The following is an 18,188-nucleotide window of genomic DNA, read 5'->3' on the forward strand; positions in this document are numbered from 1 at the left end:
GTGAACTGTCCCAAGTCGGCTGGCGCGGGGGTGGGTTGGGCGGGCAGGCTCGGTGAAGACCAGACGCAGACATGCGACGGCCCCCGCCGGGACTGCAATCCCAGTGCGAGGGCCTGACCACCGAGGAGAAGTGAAGGCCTTCCCTCATGGCTGAGAGCAAGCCTAGCGGCGCTGTGCGCCCGCAGTCCCGTATCCGGCGAAGTGCCACCCGTTCCGGTGTCATCCACGTCAAGGAGTACCAGCCCGACCGGTACACGATCATCGGCAATCACCTCGCCCAGCATCGTGAGCTGTCGCTGACCGCCATCGGGCTCGGTACCCACATCCTCTCGCTGCCCCAGGGTGCCTCCGCGGATATCCGTACGCTCGCCGAGCGGTTTCCCGAAGGCCGGGACCGGATCGCCTTCGCCCTGCGGGAGTTGGAGGCGCACGGCTACGTCGAGCGGGTGCGGGAGCGCGTCGACGGTGGGCGCGTGGTCACGCGGACGTACGCGTACAACGCTCCGGCGCTCACGCGTGCCCGTGGGGTGATGGGGGAGAGGGAGGGGTCGGTCGCTGTCGCCGGTCCGGTGGACCTGGTGCCTGTTCGGCCGGTCGTCGAGGAGGTGCCCGTCGAGGACGTGGTGGCGGACGGGGAGCCGGTGGAGGGCGATCTCGGCGCCGTTGATTCCGTCGTGCCGCCTGCGGCGGAGGACGCCGACGCCGAGTCGTCGGAACGCGGTGATCACTATGACAAGGCTGTCGCACTGCTCGTGGGGCTGCGTCGGACCGATGATCGGTTCACGCTCTCGCAGAAGGATGTGCGCCGTCTCGCTCCGGCCGTCGTCGCCTGGTTCGACAACGGGGCCAGTGGGACGGCGGTGCACCACGCCATGACGGCCGATCTTCCCGTGCCTCTCAGGAATCCGGCACGGTTCCTCGCCTACCGGCTGAGTGAACTGCTGCCACCGCCGTTGCCGGTCCTGCCGGAAGTGTCCGAGGGGCAGGCCCCAGAGGGCGAACCGGAGCCGTGGTACCGGATGGTGGACTGCGCGGGCGGCTGCAACCGGGCCTTCCGCAGGCCCGAGGGGACCTGGTGCCGAGATTGCCGCGCCGAACGGGAGCGGCGTATCGCCGGGGGTGCGGAGGCTAGGGGGGTCGCGGGGACCGCGGAGGCCGCGGAGGCCGCGGGGTGGCAGGACCCGAATCCGTCCGAACTGCCCGAACTGTGCGACCCGTCCGACCTGTCTGACCCGCCCGTCCGGCCCGTCCCGCCCGTACCGCCCGTACCGCCCGTACCGCCTGAGCCGGACTCGGGGCGGGCCGATCCACCCGGCTTCCCGAGGAGTGCCGCATGACCGACCACACCATTCACGCCACCTATGCGCAGGTGTACAACACCCTGCGCGATGCGTCGGCCACCCTGGAGTACCTGAAGAAGGAGGGGGTGGAGGAAGGTGTGGAACCTCATGCCGGGGCCGCCATGTGGGGTGTCCGGTTCGCCATCACCGTCCTCTATCCGCTGCTGCCCTGCCAGCCGGCGCCGCCCGTCGACTACGACCCGCAGAAGTTGCTGGATCTGGCGGCACACTGGCGGGACGCCGCGTTCGATCTCGGTGAGTTCGCGCCTGAGCCCGTGTTGCGGGTTGTCAGGGGTGAGGAAGGGGCCACCCGTGCCCCGGGGGATGGCGTTCAGGGGGCGTAGGAAGGGCTCGCGCACCGACGGGCCGTCGGCAAAGGGGCTGTCGGCGCGGGCGTAGCGTAGGTGTATGTCGAAGTACGGATCGTTTCCCGGTACGCGGCCCCGCCGGCTTCGTACGACGCCTGTGATGCGGCGGATGGTGGCCGAGACGCGGCTGCATCCCGCGGACTTCATCCTGCCCGCGTTCGTGCGGGAGGGTGTGAGTGAGCCCGTGCCGATCTCGGCGATGCCGGGGGTCGTGCAGCACACGCGGGACAGTCTGAAGAAGGCCGCCGTGGAGGCCGTGGAGGCCGGGGTCTCCGGGATCATGCTGTTCGGGGTGCCGGAGGACGGGAAGAAGGACGCGCTCGGGACGCCGGGGACCGATCCGGACGGGATCCTCCAGGTCGCCATCCGTGATGTGCGGGCCGAGGTCGGGGACGAACTGCTGGTGATGTCCGATCTTTGTCTCGACGAGACCACGGATCACGGGCATTGCGGGGTTCTTGACGACCAGGGGCGGGTCGACAACGACGCGACCCTTGAGCGGTATGCCGAGATGGCTCAGGTGCAGGCGGACGCCGGGGCACATGTGGTCGGGCCCAGCGGGATGATGGACGGGCAGATCGGGGTCATTCGAGATGCGCTCGACCAGATCGGGCGCGAGGATGTCGCCGTTCTCGCCTACACCGCCAAGTACGCGTCCGCGTTCTACGGACCCTTCCGGGAGGCCGTCGCCTCGTCGCTGACGGGGGACCGGAAGACGTATCAGCAGGATTCGGCGAACGTACGGGAGTCGCTGCGGGAGCTCGCCCTCGACCTGGAGGAGGGCGCCGACATGGTGATGGTCAAGCCCGCCGGGCCCTACCTGGACATCCTCGCGCGGGTCGCGGACGCCGTGGACGTGCCGGTCGCCGCGTACCAGATCTCCGGGGAGTACTCGATGGTCGAGGCCGCCGCCGAGAAGGGCTGGATCGACCGGGACCGGGCGATCCTGGAGACGCTGACGGGGATCAAGCGGGCGGGGGCGCGGAACATCCTCACGTACTGGGCCGTCGAGGCCGCGCGGATGGTGCGCTGAGGCGCCTCTCCGGCCCAGTCCGTACGGTCCCGCTCCCTCCGGCTCAGTACATGAGGGCGTCGTCGATCGACGACTGCCAGTAGGTGACGGTCAGGGAGCTGTCGTAGTAGACGCCCCCGGAGGGCAGGGCGGGAGCAGCGACGCGGCCGCCGTTGCTGCCCGGCTCCTTGCCCTGGAAACCGATGGTGACCTTCCTGGCCGTGGTGCCGTTCTCACCGCTGCCGTCGGCCGAGGCGAGGAGGACGCCCGCGTAGCCGGACTCACCGGGGGCGAGGGTCACCACCGCCTGGGGCTGCGACTCCTCGAAGACGCCGGGGGCCCACTGGGCCTGGTCGAAGCGGACCGTCGGGTTGTAGTAGAGGTCGCAGTACTTCGAGCCGGTGTTCTTCACGGTGATCAGCATGTGGTTCAGCGGGCGGGCCACCGGCTTCATGGTGACGGTGGTGTTGGAGCCGTTGCAGGTGACGCGGTTGGCGGGGTCCCAGGGGTCGGACGCGGCGGCCTTGGACGTGCCGGTGCCCGTCCTCGCGGAGGCCTTGTCGGTCGTCGTGGTGCCGCCGGTGGTGGAGGCGGTGTCCGTGGAACCGGTGCCGCCTGTGGTGCCCGTGCCGCCTGTGGTGCCCGCGCCTGTGGTGCCCGTGCCGGTGGAACCGGTGGTCTGCGAGGTCGAGTTGGAGTCGCTCGCCCGGCCCTCGTCCCGGGGGCCCATCCCGTTGTCGCATGCGGTGAGGGCGAGGGCGGCGACCGCGACTCCGGTGGCGGCGAGCAGACGGACGGGGCGGGCCGTACGGAACGTGCGCATCATCAATTCCTTTTCGGACAAAGCCGGTTGCAGAGGCTGAGAACAAGTGGTCGAAGCCGTGCCGCTCGACCGGGTTGCCGGGAGCGGCGTGCTTGGATGACAAGAGCTTGCGGGGTGAACCGTCCCAGCCGCCACACTCTGCGGACGATCAGGGACGCTGGAACGCCCAGAACGGCTTTGACCTGGAAAAACATCGGTCCCCTGGAACGCCGGACGGGACGTGGGGGCGCATGGGGACGGAGGACGCTGTGTCGGGGAGCGGTGCCGGGGACGGCATGGGGGCTGATTTCGCCGAGGCGCTACGGGAGTTGAAGGAGCGCTCGGGGCTCAGCTACGGGGTGCTCGCCAAGCGGCTCCACATGAGTACGTCGACGCTTCACCGGTACTGCAACGGCGACGCCGTACCCGCCGATTACGCGCCCGTGGAGCGGTTGGCCCGCCTCTGCAAGGCGACCCCGGAGGAACTGGTCGAACTCCACCGGGCGTGGGTGCTCGCGGACGCGATGCGGCGGCGCAAGGGGAGCGACTCCGCCGGGGCGTCCGGGGGAGCGGCGGGGAGTGCGGCGGCCGAGCGGGGCGCGGCGTCCACCAAAGGTGAGGCGTTCACCAAGGGGGCGGCCTCCGAGGCTGGGGCGGGCGTCGCGTCCGAGCGGAGTTCGGCTTCGGCTTCGGGGGCGGGGGCGGGGGCCGTGGAGGCGGCGACGGCCGGTGCGGTGGTCGGGCACGACGGCGTTTCGGAGAGGCGTTCGGCGCAGAGCGCGGTTCGGCGGGCGGTGGTCGGGGGAGCGGCCTCCGACGGCTCGGGGGGCCGGTCGCGTGCCGGACGGCGTTCCCGGTCGGCACTGGTGGCCGGGCTGGCGGTCGCCGCCGTGCTCGGTGCGGTCACGCTCGCCGTGAGTCTGCCGTCCGGTGGGGAGGAGGACGGGGCCGGCACACGGTGGGCCGGGGACGTGTCCGTCGGGGAGGAGGCGGCCAAGGGGGAGGATGAGGGCGACCGGCGATCGCCCTCACCGTCCGGTGCCTCGCCCTCTGTCTCCGCGAGCACGTCGGGTGACAAGGGCGAGAAGGGGGCCGACAAGGGGAGCGCGCCCTCGGCACGCACCACCCCGAGCAGCCCCGGTGGGGCGGGCGGCGGCGGGGGTGGCGAGGACGCGTCCCTCCCGGTGCCGCTGTCCGTGAAGGTGGAGCCGTACACCTGGGAAAGCCCCTGCTCCCAGCGGTATCTGGCCGACCGGCCGCCGACGAAGGTGGGGCCACCGCCGCCGGAGCAGGACGCGGCGGGCTGGGTGCGGGCGGCCGGGGCCGTGTCGTCGGAGAAGCAGTTTCTGACGCTCACCTTGCAGGGCACGGGAGAGGAGACCGTGGTCGTACGGAGCCTCAAGGTCCGGTTGGTCGACAAGCGGTCGCCCCTCGCCTGGAACGACTACGCCATGGGGTACCCGGGTGTCGGCTGCGGGGCCGGCGTTCCGACCCGGTCCTTCACGATCGCCCTGGACGCCGCGCGCCCCGATGTGCGGCCCAAGGCGGGCAGCAAGAACTTCCCGTACTCGGTCAGCGAGTCCGACCCGGAGGTCTACTACGTCACGGCCGACGCCTCGGCGTACTACGTCAGTTGGTACCTGGAGCTGCAGTGGTCCAGCGGCTCCCGCAGCGGCACGCTGCGGGTGAACGACAACGGCCTGCCGTTCCGCACGAGCGGCAACAACGGGCGTCCGGCGTACGAGTATCCGCTGGGCGGGCCGAAGTGGGTTCCGGAGGGGACGACGCTGGGCGAGAGCGACCAGCAGTAGTCGGTGAGGCGGCCCACGTTGCGGTGGCCCACGAGCGACAGCCGACGTGAGGTGGTTATGGAATTGACGAGTTCTCGTCAATCGGCATAGCTTCTGCGCCTGTCCTGATGCGCAGGACCGGCCTGTGCCGAATGTCGGGGGGAAGTCATGAACTGGTTCGTCGAGGTGCTCAAGAAGTACGCGGTCTTCAGCGGGCGTGCGCGCCGCCAGGAGTACTGGATGTTCACGCTGATCGCGTCGCTCATCTATCTCGCGCTGATCGTCCTCGGTCTGGTCATGGACACGGAGGTGCCCGAACTCGTCTTCGCCGTGGCCATCTTCCTGCCGTCCCTGGCCGTCAGCGTCCGGCGGCTGCACGACATCGGCCGCAGCGGCTGGTGGGTCCTCATCGGGCTCATCCCCTGCCTCGGCACCATCTTTATGATCATCTTCATGGCCACCGAGGGGCAGCCGGACGCGAACCGGTACGGCCCCGACCCGAAGGCGTATCCGGCGCGCGCCTGACGTCGGCGGCGGGGCGGGGCGGGGCGGGGCCAGGGCGGGGCCTTGGCCCGGGCCGACCCGGGCCCGGGTGGGCCCGGGTCGGCCCGGGTGGGCCCGCGCGGCGTCGGGCGGGCCTTCGTATCCGGGCGGCGGCAACTCGCCCTGGAGGTTAGGTTGTTGTTCATTCAATGATGCGACTCTCCAGGGAGAGGCTTTATGGCCGGTGACGCGCTCAGTCAGGACCCCGCCGAGCTGCGGAAGAGGATCGACACCACCAGGGCGCACCCGGCTCGGGTCTACGACGTCTTCCTCGGCGGCAAGGACAACTACCCCGTGGACCGGGAGGCCGCAGGCGCGGCGCTGGCGGCCAATCCGCGCGGCTACCTCGACGTCCGGCACAACCGTGACTTCATGCGCCGCGCGGTGACCACGCTCGCCAAGGACGAGGGCATCCGGCAGTTCCTGGACATCGGCACCGGGCTGCCGACCGCCGAGAACGTGCACCAGATCGCCCAGGCGATCGTCCCGGACTCCCGGGTCGTGTACGTCGACAACGACCCGGTGGTGCTCGCCCACGCGCGCGCGTTGCTCACGAGCGGGCCCGAGGGTGCCACGGACTACATCGACGCCGACTTCAAGTCGCCGGCGCGGATCGTCGAAGCGGCCGCGAAGACGCTCGACTTCGACCGGCCGATCGCGCTGTGCCTGGTGGCGATCCTGCACTTCGTCGAGGACGACGAGGCCTACCCCGTCGTGCGGGAGCTGGTGGACGCGCTGCCCGCCGGGAGCCGGCTGGTCCTCAGCCATCTGACCGAGGACCTCAATCCGGCGAGCATCCGTGCGGTGCAGGAGACGTACACCAAGCGGGGGTTCACCTTCGTGCTGCGGTCCAAGGACGAGGTCGCGCGGTTCTTCGAGCAGAGCGGGCTCGTGGTGGACGAGCCCGGGGTGGTGCCGGCGCATCACTGGCGGTTCGAGGAGGGTGCGCCGGTGCCTCCGGCGGTGGAGCCGCATGTGTTGGCCGGGATGGACGACATCGAGAAGGTTCGGTATCGGGACATCAATGACGTGACCGACGCGGACATCAATGTGTATGCGGCGATGGGGCGTAAGGCCTGAGCAGTCGGTGGGCGGGTGTGGGTGTGGGTGTGAGTCCGGGTGTGGGTGGGCGGGGGCCGGTCGCGCGGTTCCCCGCGCCCCTCAGAGGTACTGAGCCCCCGCCCCCGCCCCCGTCACCAGGTGCTCAACCCCCCGTGCCGAACCACGTCTCCGCCAGCGAGTCCAAGGTCTGACTGGGCGGGGCCGGCAGGCTGCGCAGGTACCAGTTCAGGTCGCTGTAGACGTGGAGGAGGGTGTAGGCCATCAGCTCGCGGGGGGCGAACGGGGGCCGGCCGTAGGCCTCGTAGAAGAGTTTCAGGAGGGTGGGGTCGGCCCGGGTGAGGAAGAGGGCGACGCTGACGAAGTCGTAGGCGGGGTCGCCGACCATGGCCGGTTCGAAGTCGAAGAGGCCGGTCAGGCGCCAGCCGTCGTGGGGGTCGACGGTGAGGTGGTCGCGCATGAACTCGGTGTGCAGAAGGACCGGGCGGCGCGGGGCGGGCAGGGGGACCGAGCGGAGGAAGTCAGGGATCTGTTCGAGCCAGGGGGCCGAGAGGCCGCCGCTCTGCTGTTGCTCGACCGCCGCCGCGCGCTGTGCGGCGATGAACCTGCCCCAGTCCGGCGGCCCGGTGAGGGGGATGACCGGGGTCGCGTCCAGGGCGTGCAGGGCGGCGAGGCCCTCGGCGGCCTCGACGACGATACGTTCCTGGTCGGGCCGGGGGATCCGGGGCCAGGCCTCGTTGAGGTCCTCGCCGGGCAGGCGGGACATCAGCACATAGCGCCAGCCGTTCTTGTACTGGTCGGCCGAGTGCAACCTGGGTGTGGGGATGGGGAGTTTGCCCCACAGGAGGGACAGCAGGCGGGCCTCTCTGACGGCTTCCGCCGCTTCGAAACCCGGATAGAGCTTGAGGACGAGGGAGTCGCCGACGGCGTACACCGGCAGCGAGCCCTCGGGGAAGCGTACGATCCGCGCGCCTGCCAGACCGAGCTGACCACAGAGATCCTGGGCGGCCGGTCGCAGCAGCGCCTCGTCACGTACGACTTCTTCCAACTCGTCGTTCGTGTCCACGCTGGGCAGCATGGGCGCAGCCTAGGGGGTACGGAGCACGGTCCGCATAGCGAAACTGGTGGGTGTAAGGGGCATGCACCTGTCTAGGGTGCGGGCAGGGGCGGGGCCGTGCCGTCCGCGAGTGGTGAGGGAGCCGTGGGATGGGTGCCGTGGATGCCGTGCGGGCCGCGCATGACGTGGGGTTTGTCGTGGAGCCGGGAGTCGGGGGCGGTTCGGGGGACGCGGACGTGGTGGGCGCCGGGGCGGCCGTGCCCGGCTTCGCCGAGCGGGTCGCGGCGGTCGGGGGTTCCCCCGTTCGGGACATCCTCGCCGTCACCTCGCGTCCCGAAGTCGTCAACTTCGCGGGTGGATTGCCCGCGCCGGAGCTGTTCGACACGGAGGGGATAGCGGCCGCCTACCGCGATGTGCTCGCCGAGTCCGCGGGGCGCGCGCTGCAGTACGCGACGACCGAGGGCGAGCCGGTGCTCCGGGCGGCGCTCGCCGCGCGGTACGGGGCGCGCGGGCTGGCGACGGGCGCGGACGGGGTGCTCGTCACCACCGGGTCGCAGCAGGCGCTGTCGCTGCTCGCCACCGCGTTGCTGGAGCCGGGGGACACCGTTTTGGTCGAGGACCCCTGCTATCTGGCGGCGCTTCAGGCGTTCCGGTTCGCGGGGGCGCGGGTGGTGGCCGTGCCGGGCGACGCGCACGGGGTGGACCCGGAGGCGCTGGAGGAGCTGGTGGTGCGGCACCGGCCCAAGCTCTTCTACACCGTGCCCACCTTCCAGAACCCGACCGGCCGCACCCTCCCCGCCGAGCGGCGGGCGGCCGTCGCCTCGGTCGCCGCCCGGCGCGGGCTGTGGGTCGTCGAGGACGACCCGTACGGCGAACTCCGCTTCGAGGGCGACCGGGTGCCGTGGATCGCCTCGTACCCGGGCGCCGAGGACCGTACGGCGTTGCTGGGCTCCTTCTCCAAGGTGATGGCCCCCGGGATGCGGCTGGGCTGGCTGCGCGCGCCCGCGGGGCTGCGCCGGGCGTGCGCGGTCGCCAAGCAGGCGGCCGATCTGCACACCCCGACCGTCAACCAGCTCGCCGCGGCCCGGTATCTGGCCGACCGTGACCTGGACGCCCATGTCGTCCGGGTCGCCGCCGCGTACCGGGAGCGCCGGGACGCCATGCTCGACGGCCTCGCCGAGGCCCTCCCGGCGGGCTCCACCTGGAACCGCCCCGAGGGCGGCATGTTCCTCTGGGCCCGCCTTCCCTCGTCCTACGACACCGGCGCCCTCCTGCCGCGCGTCGTCGAGCGGGACGTCGCGTACGTGCCCGGGGCGCCCTTCTACGCCGGCGAGCCCGACCGGGCGACCCTGAGGCTGTGCTTCGTGACGCAGACGCCGGGGGAGATCCGGGAGGGGCTGCGGAGGTTGGGGGCGGGGCTGCGGGGGTGACGGCGGGGGTGACGGCGGGGAGGCTCGCCGGGGCGCGGTCGGCCCACGCCGCGCCGACGCCTCACCGACGTCCGTCTCACCGGCGTCTCAGTCCCACCAGAAGGACCAGGTGGGTGCGCCGAGGAGGGTGCGGGCGTAGGCGTGCCGGGTGCCGTCGGCCGTGCCCTGGTGGATGTTGTCCGGGCAGAAGGCGAAGTGTTCGGCGGCGACGGCTTCGGCTTCCGCCCGGGTGGTGGGCGGGGCGGCGACCGAGAGGACGAGTTGGTCGAAGGTGAGGGCGACGACGCGTATGCCGAAGCGGTCCTCCCAGGAACGCAGGACCGCGCAGAGCCTCGCCACGTCGTTCTCGTGGTTGACCGGGCCGGTCCAGCCGATCGCCGCCGGGATGTCCGCGCTGCGGCGGGCGGGGACCAGGGCGAGGCGGGGGTCCTTGAGCCGGGAGGGGTCCTTCACCAGGGCGTCGGCGGTCTCGGCGGCGAGGGCGTCGGGGTCGGCGACGGCACCGGGGGCGGAAGCGGTCGTCTCCGGGGTGGTGTCGAGGGCCGGGGCTTCGGCGAGACCGGGCCAGTCGGGGTCCTCGGCGGTGGCGTACTCGTCCCAGGACTCCGCCAGGACCTCGTCGGCCTCGTGGTCGCCCGGGTAGGACATCTCGCCGGGCATCAACTCCCACTCCTGCGGCCCGCCCCGGCCGTCGCCCACGTCCAGCAGCACCGGGAGCAGACCGGCCGTACGGCTCGCGGGTCGTACGGCGGCCCAGACGCCCGGCGTGGCCGGCTCGTCCGCGCACCACAGCAGCGGCTCGGGCCACGGGCCCTCGTCCGTCGCGTCGATCAGCCTCCCCTGCGGAAGCGGGAGTTCAAGCCCGAGCACACGCCCGCTCGGGTCGGCCGCCAGCTGGGGCAGCGGGTTGGGAAGTGTCGCCATGCCGGTGACTGTAGGGGCAGCCACTGACATTGATACTCGTAGCGGGTTCCGGTGGTCGTGGCTCTGCCACTGACAACCCGGTCCTCCGGGCCGGTTCGTGCGGCCCCGCCGTCCTGCCCGTCCTCACTCCCCCGTGACTGTCCCGAAGGGCAGTGACCCAAGAGACGATTTCCGCCAACTCCCCACGAAATTAGGCTGGTTGTGCCAGCTCGAAACCGTCTGGGAAGGCGCTCTCTCACCATGCGTACACTCGCCACGGCCACCCGCGCCGGCGTCCTCGCCGCCACCGCCGGCGCCCTGCTGTTCACCGGTGTCGCCGCTCAGGGCACCGCCGTGGCCGCCCCGCAGGGCAAGCCGGCCAAGCTCACCGTCGCGAAGTACCGCGACTGGCTGAAGAACAACGACGAGGCCACCGCCTCCCTCAAGCTGCTCAAGGCCTTCGACAAGCTGCCCAAGGCCAAGCAGCAGAAGTTCGTCGACTATCTCCAGAACCGGAAGGTGCAGGAGGCCTACAACGTCCGGGCCGGCGGCTACATCAACCGGGGCGGACACAACGAGGAGGCCTACAACAAGGACGTCCGCTTCGTCGCGGACATCAAGGGCGTCCGCAAGGCCACCCGGGCCGGGTCGCACATCACCCTGACGTTCACCGCCACCGAGCGGATCTACAACCTTCCGGTCATCACCCAGAAGACCGTCCTGTCCTACGACTACGGCAGCCCGGTCAAGTCGCCGAAGTACAAGCGGTCCGTCACCAACCTCAACGGCGCCGTCGCCATCACACCGGTGAAGAAGGACGCCATCAAGGTCAGCGGCCGCAACATCTCGGCCACCACCACGTGGAAGGCCGCGCCGCTGTACCGGTCCGTCGGCGCCACCCCCCTCACCAAGCGGCAGACCACCGCCACGGTCAACGTGAAGTTCAACGCCTGGGTCGGCAACCGCTGACCGGTCCGACCCGACCCGACCTGGTCCGATCCGGTCCGACCCGATCCGGTCCGATTCGGACCGACCCGGACCGGGCCGGTCGGCCGGTCGGCCGACTGACTGACGCGCGGGGGCGCCACGGGGGGCGCCCCCGCGCGTCGGCGCGCGCCCTCGCCGTCAGCGGGAGCGTCCCGCGAGGGGCAGCAGGAGATGGGCGGACTCCGGCCGCAGGAAGCCTGACGGGCAGGGGATTTGTCAGGAAGGCGTCGGGCGCCGGACACCCAGGGTGTCCGGCGCCCGACGCGAGGTCCCGCGGAGTCAGAGCTTGTCGGGTGTCCTGATGCCCAGCAGGGCCATGCCCCGGTGCAGGGTGCGGGCCGTCAGGTCGACCAGGAACAGGCGGTTCTCCACCTGGGCCGGGGTGTCCGCCTTCAGGACCGGGCACTGGTCGTAGAACGTGGTCAGCAGGGTCGCCAGCTTGAAGAGGTACGCGGCCAGCTTGTGCGGCTCGTACGACTCCGCGACCTCGGCCACGGCCTCCCCGAACTGGTCCAGGTGCAGCCCCAACGCCCGCTCCGCCGGAGCCAGTTCGAGCTCCGGGTGGGCGGCCGGGCTCGCCTCGCCCGCCTTGCGGAGGATCGACTGGATACGGGCGTAGGCGTACTGGAGGTAGACGGAGGTGTCGCCGTTCAGCGACACCATCTGGTCCAGGTCGAACTTGTAGTCCCGTACGGCGGAGGTCGACAGGTCGGCGTACTTCACCGCGCCGATGCCGACGTACCGGCCGTTCTCGACGATCTCCTCCTCGGTCAGGCCCACCTTCTCGGCCTTCTCCCGGACGACGGCCGTCGCGCGGTCGATCGCCTCGTCGAGCAGGTCGACCAGGCGGATCGTCGTGCCCTCACGGGTCTTGAACGGCTTGCCGTCCTTGCCGAGGACCGTGCCGAAGGCGAGCTGGAACGCCTTGACGTCCTCGTCGTTCAGCCAGCCCGCCCGGCGCGCGGTCTCGAAGACCATCTTGAAGTGCAGGGACTGACGGGCGTCGACGACGTACAGGAGCGAGTTCGCCTTGAGGTGGAAGACGCGGTCCCTGATCGCGGAGAGGTCGGTGGCCGCGTAGCCGTAGCCGCCGTCCGACTTCTTGACGATCAGGGGGACCGGGTTGCCGTCCGGGCCCTTGATGTCGTCGAAGAAGACGCACAGGGCGCCCTCCGAGCGGACCGCGACGCCCGACTCCTCCAGGAGGCGGCACGTCTCGTCCAGCATGTCGTTGTAGCCCGACTCGCCGACGATGTCCGCGTCCCGGATCTCCATGTCCAGCTTCTCGAACACGGAGAAGAAGTAGATCTTCGACTCGTCGACGAACTTCTGCCACGTGGCGAGGGTCTGCGGGTCACCGGCCTGGAGGTCGACCACCCGGCGGCGGGCCCGCGTCTTGAACTCCTCGTCGGAGTCGAACAGCTTCCGGGCGGCCTTGTAGAGGCGGTCGAGGTTCGACATCGCCTCCTCGCCGCTCACCCGGGCGTCCTTGTGGTCCAGCTCGTGCGGGTGCTCGTCCAGGTACTGGATGAGCATGCCGAACTGGGTGCCCCAGTCGCCGATGTGGTGCCTGCGGACCACGTTCTCGCCGGTGAACTCCAGGATCTGGACCACCGCGTCGCCGATCACGGCGGAACGGAGGTGGCCGACGTGCATCTCCTTCGCCACGTTCGGCTGGGCGTAGTCGATGACCGTCGTGCCCGGGTGCGCGGTGAGCGGCACGCCGAGACGGTTCTCCGCGTCCGCGTAGCGCTCCGCGAGGTTCTCGGTGATCGCACGGTCGGTGAGGGTGATGTTCAGGAAGCCGGGGCCGGAGACCTCGATCTCCTTGATCAGCTCGCCGGACTCCACCTGGGCGACGACCTGGGTGGCCAGCTCCCTCGGGTTCGCCTTCGCCTTCTTCGCGAGGGCGAGGATTCCGTTGGCCTGGTAGTCCGCCCGGTCGCTGCGTCGCAGCAGCGGGTCCGCGGCGGCCTCCGGCAGGGTGGCCGAGAGGGCGGTCGCGAGGCGCTGGTGGACGGAGGCGGTGAGGGACGTGACCGAAGCCATCAGGGGGAGCCGTTCTCCTTGGGGTACGGGTGGATGCCGTCAGTATCCCACGGGGGGTAAACGGGTTTTTCTGGTGCGGTTGGTCGGTTGGTCGGTTGGTCTGTTGGTCGGTTGGTTGGAGGGGCGCGGGAGGGGGCGGGGGTTCGGGTGCGTCGGCGGGTGCGGGTTCGGTGGGGGCTGGTCACGCAGTTCCCCGCGCCCCTGAAAAGCAGGGGCTGCGCCCCGTGCTTCTCAGGCCCGCAGGGCCGTCGTCGTCCAGGCCCGCAGGGCCTGGTCTTTTAGGGGCGCGGGGAACTGCGCGACCAGCCCCCACCGACCCGCACCCGACACACCACCCGCACCCCCGGTTTATTGGGTGCCCGGTTCGACCCACGGAGTGAAAGGCTGGGAGAATAGGGCCGCCGGCCGGGGACCGTACCGGGCGGCCATGGAACCCAAGGAAAAAAGAGGACGTGCCGATCGTGGCTCAGAGCACCGAGACCACCGACTGGGTCTCCCGTTTCGCGGATGAGGTCATCGAGGAGTCGGAGCGTCGGGCCCCGGGCAAACCCGTCGTCGTCGCGTCCGGACTCTCCCCCTCCGGCCCGATCCACCTGGGCAACCTCCGTGAGGTCATGACCCCGCACCTCGTCGCCGACGAGATCCGCCGTCGCGGGCACCAGGTCCGGCACCTCATCTCGTGGGACGACTACGACCGCTACCGCAAGGTCCCGAACGGCGTCGACGGCGTCGACGGCTCCTGGGCCGAGCACATCGGCAAGCCGCTCACCTCCGTACCCGCCCCCACGGGCTCCGCCCACCCCAACTGGGCCGAGCACTTCAAGGCGGCGATGGTCGACGCGCTCGCCGAGATGGGCGTCGAGTTCGACGGGATCAGCCAGACCGCGCAGTACACCTCCGGGGTCTACAGGGAACAGATCCTGCACGCGATGAAGCACCGCGGTGACATCGACGCGATCCTCGACCAGTACCGCACCAAGAAGGCACCGGCGAAGAAGCAGTCGCAGAAGCCGGTCGACGAGGCCGAGTTGGAGGCCGCGGAGGGCTCCGGGGCCGCCGCCGAGGACGACGGCAGCAGCGGTTCCGCCGGGTACTTCCCGTACAAGCCCTACTGCGGGCAGTGTGAGAGGGACCTCACCGTCGTCACCGCCTACGACGACGACACCACCGAGCTGACCTACACCTGCACCGCCTGCGGCTTCTCCGAGACCGTCGCGCTGAACGAGTTCAACCGCGGCAAGCTCGTCTGGAAGGTCGACTGGCCGATGCGGTGGGCGTACGAGGGCGTCGTCTTCGAGCCCTCCGGCGTCGACCACTCGTCGCCGGGCTCCTCCTTCCAGGTCGGCGGGCAGATCGTCGGGATCTTCGGCGGCAAGCAGCCCATCGGGCCGATGTACGCCTTCGTCGGCATCAGCGGCATGGCCAAGATGTCGTCGTCGAAGGGCGGCGTGCCGACCCCCGCCGACGCGCTGAAGATCATGGAGCCGCAGCTCCTGCGCTGGCTCTACGCCCGCCGCCGGCCCAACCAGTCGTTCAAGATCGCCTTCGACCAGGAGATCCAGCGGCTCTACGACGAGTGGGACAAGCTCGACGCGAAGGTGGCGGAAGGGGCCGCGCTGCCGGCCGATGTCGCGGCGCACTCCCGTGCGGTGCGTACGGCCGCCGGTGAACTGCCCCGCACGTCCCGCCCGATGCCGTACCGGACGCTCGCGTCCGTGGCCGACATCACCGCCGGCGCCGAGGCCCAGACCCTGCGCATCCTCAGCGAACTCGACCCCACCGACCCGCTGTCCGGCCTCGACGAGGTCCGGCCGCGGCTCGACAAGGCCGAGGCGTGGATCAACACACAGGTCCCCGCCGACCAGCGGACCATCGTGCGCGAGGAGGCCGACGCCGAGCTGCTGAAGTCCCTCGACGAGCCGTCCCGGCAGTCGCTGCGGCTGCTGCTCGACGGGCTCGCCGAGCACTGGTCGCTGGACGGGCTCACGCACCTCGTCTACGGGGTGCCCAAGGTGCAGGCCGGGTTCCCGGCGGACGCCACGCCCAAGGAGCTGCCGGCCGAGATCAAGACCGCCCAGCGGTCGTTCTTCGCACTGCTGTACCACCTGCTCGTGGGCCGGGACACGGGGCCGCGCCTGCCCACGCTGCTGCTCGCGGTGGGGCAGGAGCGGGTGCGGACCCTGCTCGGGGAGTAAGGGCCCCCAAGGCCGACGGCATACGAGGAGGGGGCGCCCGGTGAACACCGGGCGCCCCCTCCTCGTACGCGTCGCCTACGCGATGTGGTCCTCCTCCAGCTCCGCCGTGTGACGGTTGGTGAAGCGGTAGACCATGCGCTTCGACTCCTCCGCGGGGAGGGTGACACGGAACTCGGCCTCCACGTTGTCGATCAACTCGCGCGGCGTCGGGTAGCTGCCGTTTATCGACTTCTTGAAGACCTGGTAGTACGCCTCCTCGTCCGGGGCGGCGGGCTCAGGGGGGCCGCCGCCCTCGCCCAGCTCACGGGTGCGGCCGGGGCCGGCCGGGATGGGGAAGCTGCCCGTCTCCTCCGGGGAGGGTTCCGGGTCCTGGAGTTCCGGGTCCTGGAGTTCCGGGGCCTCGAACCGTTGCTGCCGGTAACGGGGGTCCCGGGGGTCCGGCTCGAACTGCTGGTACTCCTCCGGGGCCTGCTCCTCGTACCAGTTCTCGTACTGTTCCTCGGGTTCGTACGAGGGGTTGTAGCCGCCCTGGTAGGGGACCTCCTGGGGGTGGCGGGCGTGGAGCCAGGGGCTTTCGTCGACCGGGGGCTCGTATTCCCGTTGCTCCGGGAACTGGTTGCCGTCGGGGAGGGCGCGCTGCTCGCTGGGAGGTGCCGCTGCGCCCACCCGTGCCGCCCCAGCGGCACGATTGCCCGCAGCTGCGCCCGCGGCGGGTAGGGCGGTGTCCCCGGCGTCGGCCACCTGCGTCAGCTCCGGCATCGGCGCCGGCGGCAGCAGCGCCGGTTCGATGCCCGCCGCCGCCAGGCCCGCCGGGGCCGTTTCCGCCAGGGGCACGCCGTAACGCGCGAGCCTCAGCGGCATCAGGGATTCCACCGGGGCCTTGCGGCGCCAGGCCCGGCCGAAGCGGGAGCGGAGGCGGGCCTGGTAGACGAGACGTTCCTGCTCCAGCTTGATGACCTGCTCGTAGGAGCGGAGCTCCCAGAGCTTCATGCGGCGCCAGAGGAGGAACGTGGGGAGGGGGGAGAGGAGCCAGCGGGTGAGGCGGACGCCCTCCATGTGCTTGTCGGCGGTGATGTCCGCGATGCGGCCGACCGCGTGCCGGGCAGCCTCCACCGCCACCACGAACAGGATCGGGATCACCGAGTGCATGCCGACGCCCAGCGGGTCCGGCCAGGCCGCCGCGCCGTTGAACGCGATCGTCGCCGCCGTCAGCAGCCACGCCGTCTGACGCAGCAGCGGGAAGGGGATCCTGATCCAGGTCAGGAGCAGGTCGAGGGCGAGCAGCACGCAGATGCCCGCGTCGATACCGATCGGGAAGACGTAACTGAAGTTCCCGAAGCCCTTCTGGAGGGCCAGCTCCCGCACGGCCGCGTACGAACCCGCGAAGCCGATCCCGGCGATGATGACGGCGCCGAACACGACCACGCCGATGAGAACGCGGTGCATTCGAGTCAGCTGAACTGGCGCGGCCACCCGTACTCCCCTCCCCTTGCGTGTTGTTGCGCGCAACAGAGTGGCACATGTGTACGGCAAACGTGTTGCCGGATGGCGTCGAGCCCGGCCCCCGCGGGGACCGGGCTCCGACGAAACAGCAGGTGAGGTGAGGCTACGACGTGCGCTTCCTGGTGCCGGAGGTGGAGGAGCCCGAGTCCGAATCGGTATCCGAGTCGGAACTCACATCCGCGCCCGAACCACTCGACGACGACCCCTTCGTCGCCCCCTTCGAGGGAGTCGGCGAGGCGCCCTTCGAGGCGCTCTTCGACGGGGACGCCGACGCGTCCGTACCGTCGTTCGCGTCCTCGACCGCCTCCACGGCCTCCTGGGCGGCGGACTTCGCGGACTTCAGCAGCGCGGCCGGGTCCGGCGTCTTCTCACCGGCCAGACCGGCGCCGTTGTAGTCGAGCGTGATGACCACGTTCTCCGTGCGCACCACGATCGTCTGCTGCTTGAAGGTGTCCCCGTCCTTCTTCAGCTCGTACTGGACCAGCGTCGCCTGGTCGCCCGTGCCCGTCACCGGCTCCGTCTTGACGTTCTTCGCCCCGTCCACGGCCTTCGCCGCGGTCACCTTCGACGCGTACGCCTTGGCCGCGCGGTCCTCGCCGGGGCCGTTCGCCTCGTTCGAGGCCAGCAGGTGCAGCGACACGCTCAGCCAGCGGTACTGGGAGCCGTCCACGCCGTTGTTGTCGAGGCTGATCCAGCGGCAGTCGCCGGTCACGTTCTCCTCGGCGGCGTTGATCGCCTTCCCGGACTTCACGCCCTTGGGCACCACCGACTTCAGCGTCTTGTCGGAGAACACCTCGCACGCGTCCGGCAGCGACGCGTACTTCGCCGCGACCACCTCCGGCGTGGGACTCTCCTTCGCCGCCTCGTTCACGCCCGCCGGGGTCTCGTCACCGGAGGCACTGTCGGAGCCGGAGTCCGACGAACAGCCGACGGCCAACAGCATCACCGGCACGACCGCCGCGCCCACGACCACCCTGGCCCGGCCCGGACGTCCGCGACGTCCGGCGCGCGCCACCCGCGGCGAACGCGCGACGCGCGGCGACTGATGCTGATCTGACTCTGCGGCTCGTTGCATGGTTCCTTCACAATCGGATCGGGTCTCCGAGAGGCCACCGTACGCGGTGATGAAGAAGTGCGGTCCTGATTCAGG

15 protein-coding genes are annotated in these 18,188 nt (G+C 70.7%); 9 read left to right on the forward strand and 6 right to left on the reverse strand.

The features are described from left to right. Positions 1–146 precede the first annotated feature (146 nt). The 3 genes from OG202_RS28625 (at position 147) to hemB (ending at position 2,741) form a co-directional block, all read left to right on the forward strand. The gene (locus OG202_RS28625) at positions 147–1,337 is read left to right on the forward strand and encodes a helix-turn-helix domain-containing protein (RefSeq protein ID WP_328223806.1); all 1,191 of its coding nucleotides are present in this window, start codon (positions 147–149) and stop codon (positions 1,335–1,337) included. Further along, the gene (locus OG202_RS28630; RefSeq protein ID WP_326579217.1) at positions 1,334–1,684 is read left to right on the forward strand and encodes a hypothetical protein; all 351 of its coding nucleotides are present in this window, start codon (positions 1,334–1,336) and stop codon (positions 1,682–1,684) included. Before OG202_RS28625 ends, OG202_RS28630 begins: the two co-directional genes overlap by 4 nt. A gap of 64 nt (positions 1,685–1,748) precedes the next feature. Continuing rightward, positions 1,749–2,741 carry a porphobilinogen synthase gene (hemB, locus tag OG202_RS28635; RefSeq protein WP_326579215.1) on the forward strand — a complete coding sequence of 331 codons (993 nt, stop codon included), beginning with the start codon at positions 1,749–1,751 and terminating at the stop codon, positions 2,739–2,741. Between the two features lie 43 nt (positions 2,742–2,784). Here the strand turns inward: hemB and OG202_RS28640 are convergent, their stop codons facing one another. Next, the gene (locus OG202_RS28640; RefSeq protein WP_328224733.1) at positions 2,785–3,543 is read right to left on the reverse strand and encodes a DUF4232 domain-containing protein; all 759 of its coding nucleotides are present in this window, start codon (positions 3,541–3,543) and stop codon (positions 2,785–2,787) included. A gap of 275 nt (positions 3,544–3,818) precedes the next feature. On the opposite strand from OG202_RS28640, the gene OG202_RS28645 reads away from it, so the two are divergent. The 3 genes from OG202_RS28645 to OG202_RS28655 all read left to right on the forward strand — a co-directional run bounded on the left by OG202_RS28645 (position 3,819) and on the right by OG202_RS28655 (position 6,935). Continuing rightward, the gene (locus tag OG202_RS28645; protein WP_327732148.1) at positions 3,819–5,333 is read left to right on the forward strand and encodes a helix-turn-helix domain-containing protein; all 1,515 of its coding nucleotides are present in this window, start codon (positions 3,819–3,821) and stop codon (positions 5,331–5,333) included. Positions 5,334–5,480: 147 nt separating this feature from the next. Then, a complete protein-coding gene (locus tag OG202_RS28650; RefSeq protein ID WP_326579212.1) occupies positions 5,481–5,837 on the forward strand; it encodes a DUF805 domain-containing protein in 357 nt (118 codons plus the stop codon). Between the two features lie 195 nt (positions 5,838–6,032). Continuing rightward, entirely contained in the window at positions 6,033–6,935 is a 903-nt protein-coding gene (locus OG202_RS28655) for an SAM-dependent methyltransferase (protein WP_326579210.1), read from the forward strand. 124 nt (positions 6,936–7,059) lie between these two features. On the opposite strand, the gene OG202_RS28660 is transcribed toward OG202_RS28655, so the two are convergent. Beyond that, positions 7,060–7,992 carry a phosphotransferase family protein gene (locus OG202_RS28660; RefSeq protein ID WP_326579207.1) on the reverse strand — a complete coding sequence of 311 codons (933 nt, stop codon included), beginning with the start codon at positions 7,990–7,992 and terminating at the stop codon, positions 7,060–7,062. 128 nt (positions 7,993–8,120) lie between these two features. Here OG202_RS28660 and OG202_RS28665 point away from each other — a divergent pair, with 128 nt between their 5' ends. Next, positions 8,121–9,401 carry an aminotransferase-like domain-containing protein gene (locus OG202_RS28665; RefSeq protein ID WP_326579205.1) on the forward strand — a complete coding sequence of 427 codons (1,281 nt, stop codon included), beginning with the start codon at positions 8,121–8,123 and terminating at the stop codon, positions 9,399–9,401. Positions 9,402–9,488: 87 nt separating this feature from the next. Here OG202_RS28665 and OG202_RS28670 read toward each other — a convergent pair whose 3' ends face one another. Then, positions 9,489–10,325, reverse strand: a complete 837-nt coding sequence (locus OG202_RS28670) for a DUF4253 domain-containing protein (protein ID WP_328223807.1) — start codon at positions 10,323–10,325, stop codon at positions 9,489–9,491. A 240-nt stretch (positions 10,326–10,565) separates the two neighbouring features. On the opposite strand from OG202_RS28670, the gene OG202_RS28675 reads away from it, so the two are divergent. Further along, positions 10,566–11,273 carry a hypothetical protein gene (locus OG202_RS28675; protein ID WP_328223808.1) on the forward strand — a complete coding sequence of 236 codons (708 nt, stop codon included), beginning with the start codon at positions 10,566–10,568 and terminating at the stop codon, positions 11,271–11,273. Between the two features lie 297 nt (positions 11,274–11,570). Here OG202_RS28675 and argS read toward each other — a convergent pair whose 3' ends face one another. Beyond that, a complete protein-coding gene (argS, locus tag OG202_RS28680; protein WP_326579199.1) occupies positions 11,571–13,340 on the reverse strand; it encodes an arginine--tRNA ligase in 1,770 nt (589 codons plus the stop codon). Between the two features lie 452 nt (positions 13,341–13,792). On the opposite strand from argS, the gene lysS reads away from it, so the two are divergent. Next, positions 13,793–15,535, forward strand: coding sequence for a lysine--tRNA ligase (gene lysS, locus OG202_RS28685; RefSeq protein ID WP_326585679.1), 1,743 nt, complete (start codon positions 13,793–13,795; stop codon positions 15,533–15,535). Positions 15,536–15,610: 75 nt separating this feature from the next. Here lysS and OG202_RS28690 read toward each other — a convergent pair whose 3' ends face one another. Continuing rightward, positions 15,611–16,981, reverse strand: coding sequence for a DUF2637 domain-containing protein (locus tag OG202_RS28690; RefSeq protein WP_328223809.1), 1,371 nt, complete (start codon positions 16,979–16,981; stop codon positions 15,611–15,613). Positions 16,982–17,141: 160 nt separating this feature from the next. After that, positions 17,142–18,113: a hypothetical protein gene (locus tag OG202_RS28695; RefSeq protein WP_327728300.1), complete on the reverse strand. Its 972-nt coding sequence runs from the start codon at positions 18,111–18,113 to the stop codon at positions 17,142–17,144. Between the last annotated feature and the right edge of the window lie 75 nt (positions 18,114–18,188).

Source organism: Streptomyces sp. NBC_00310 (assembly GCF_036208085.1).
Classification (GTDB): domain Bacteria; phylum Actinomycetota; class Actinomycetes; order Streptomycetales; family Streptomycetaceae; genus Streptomyces.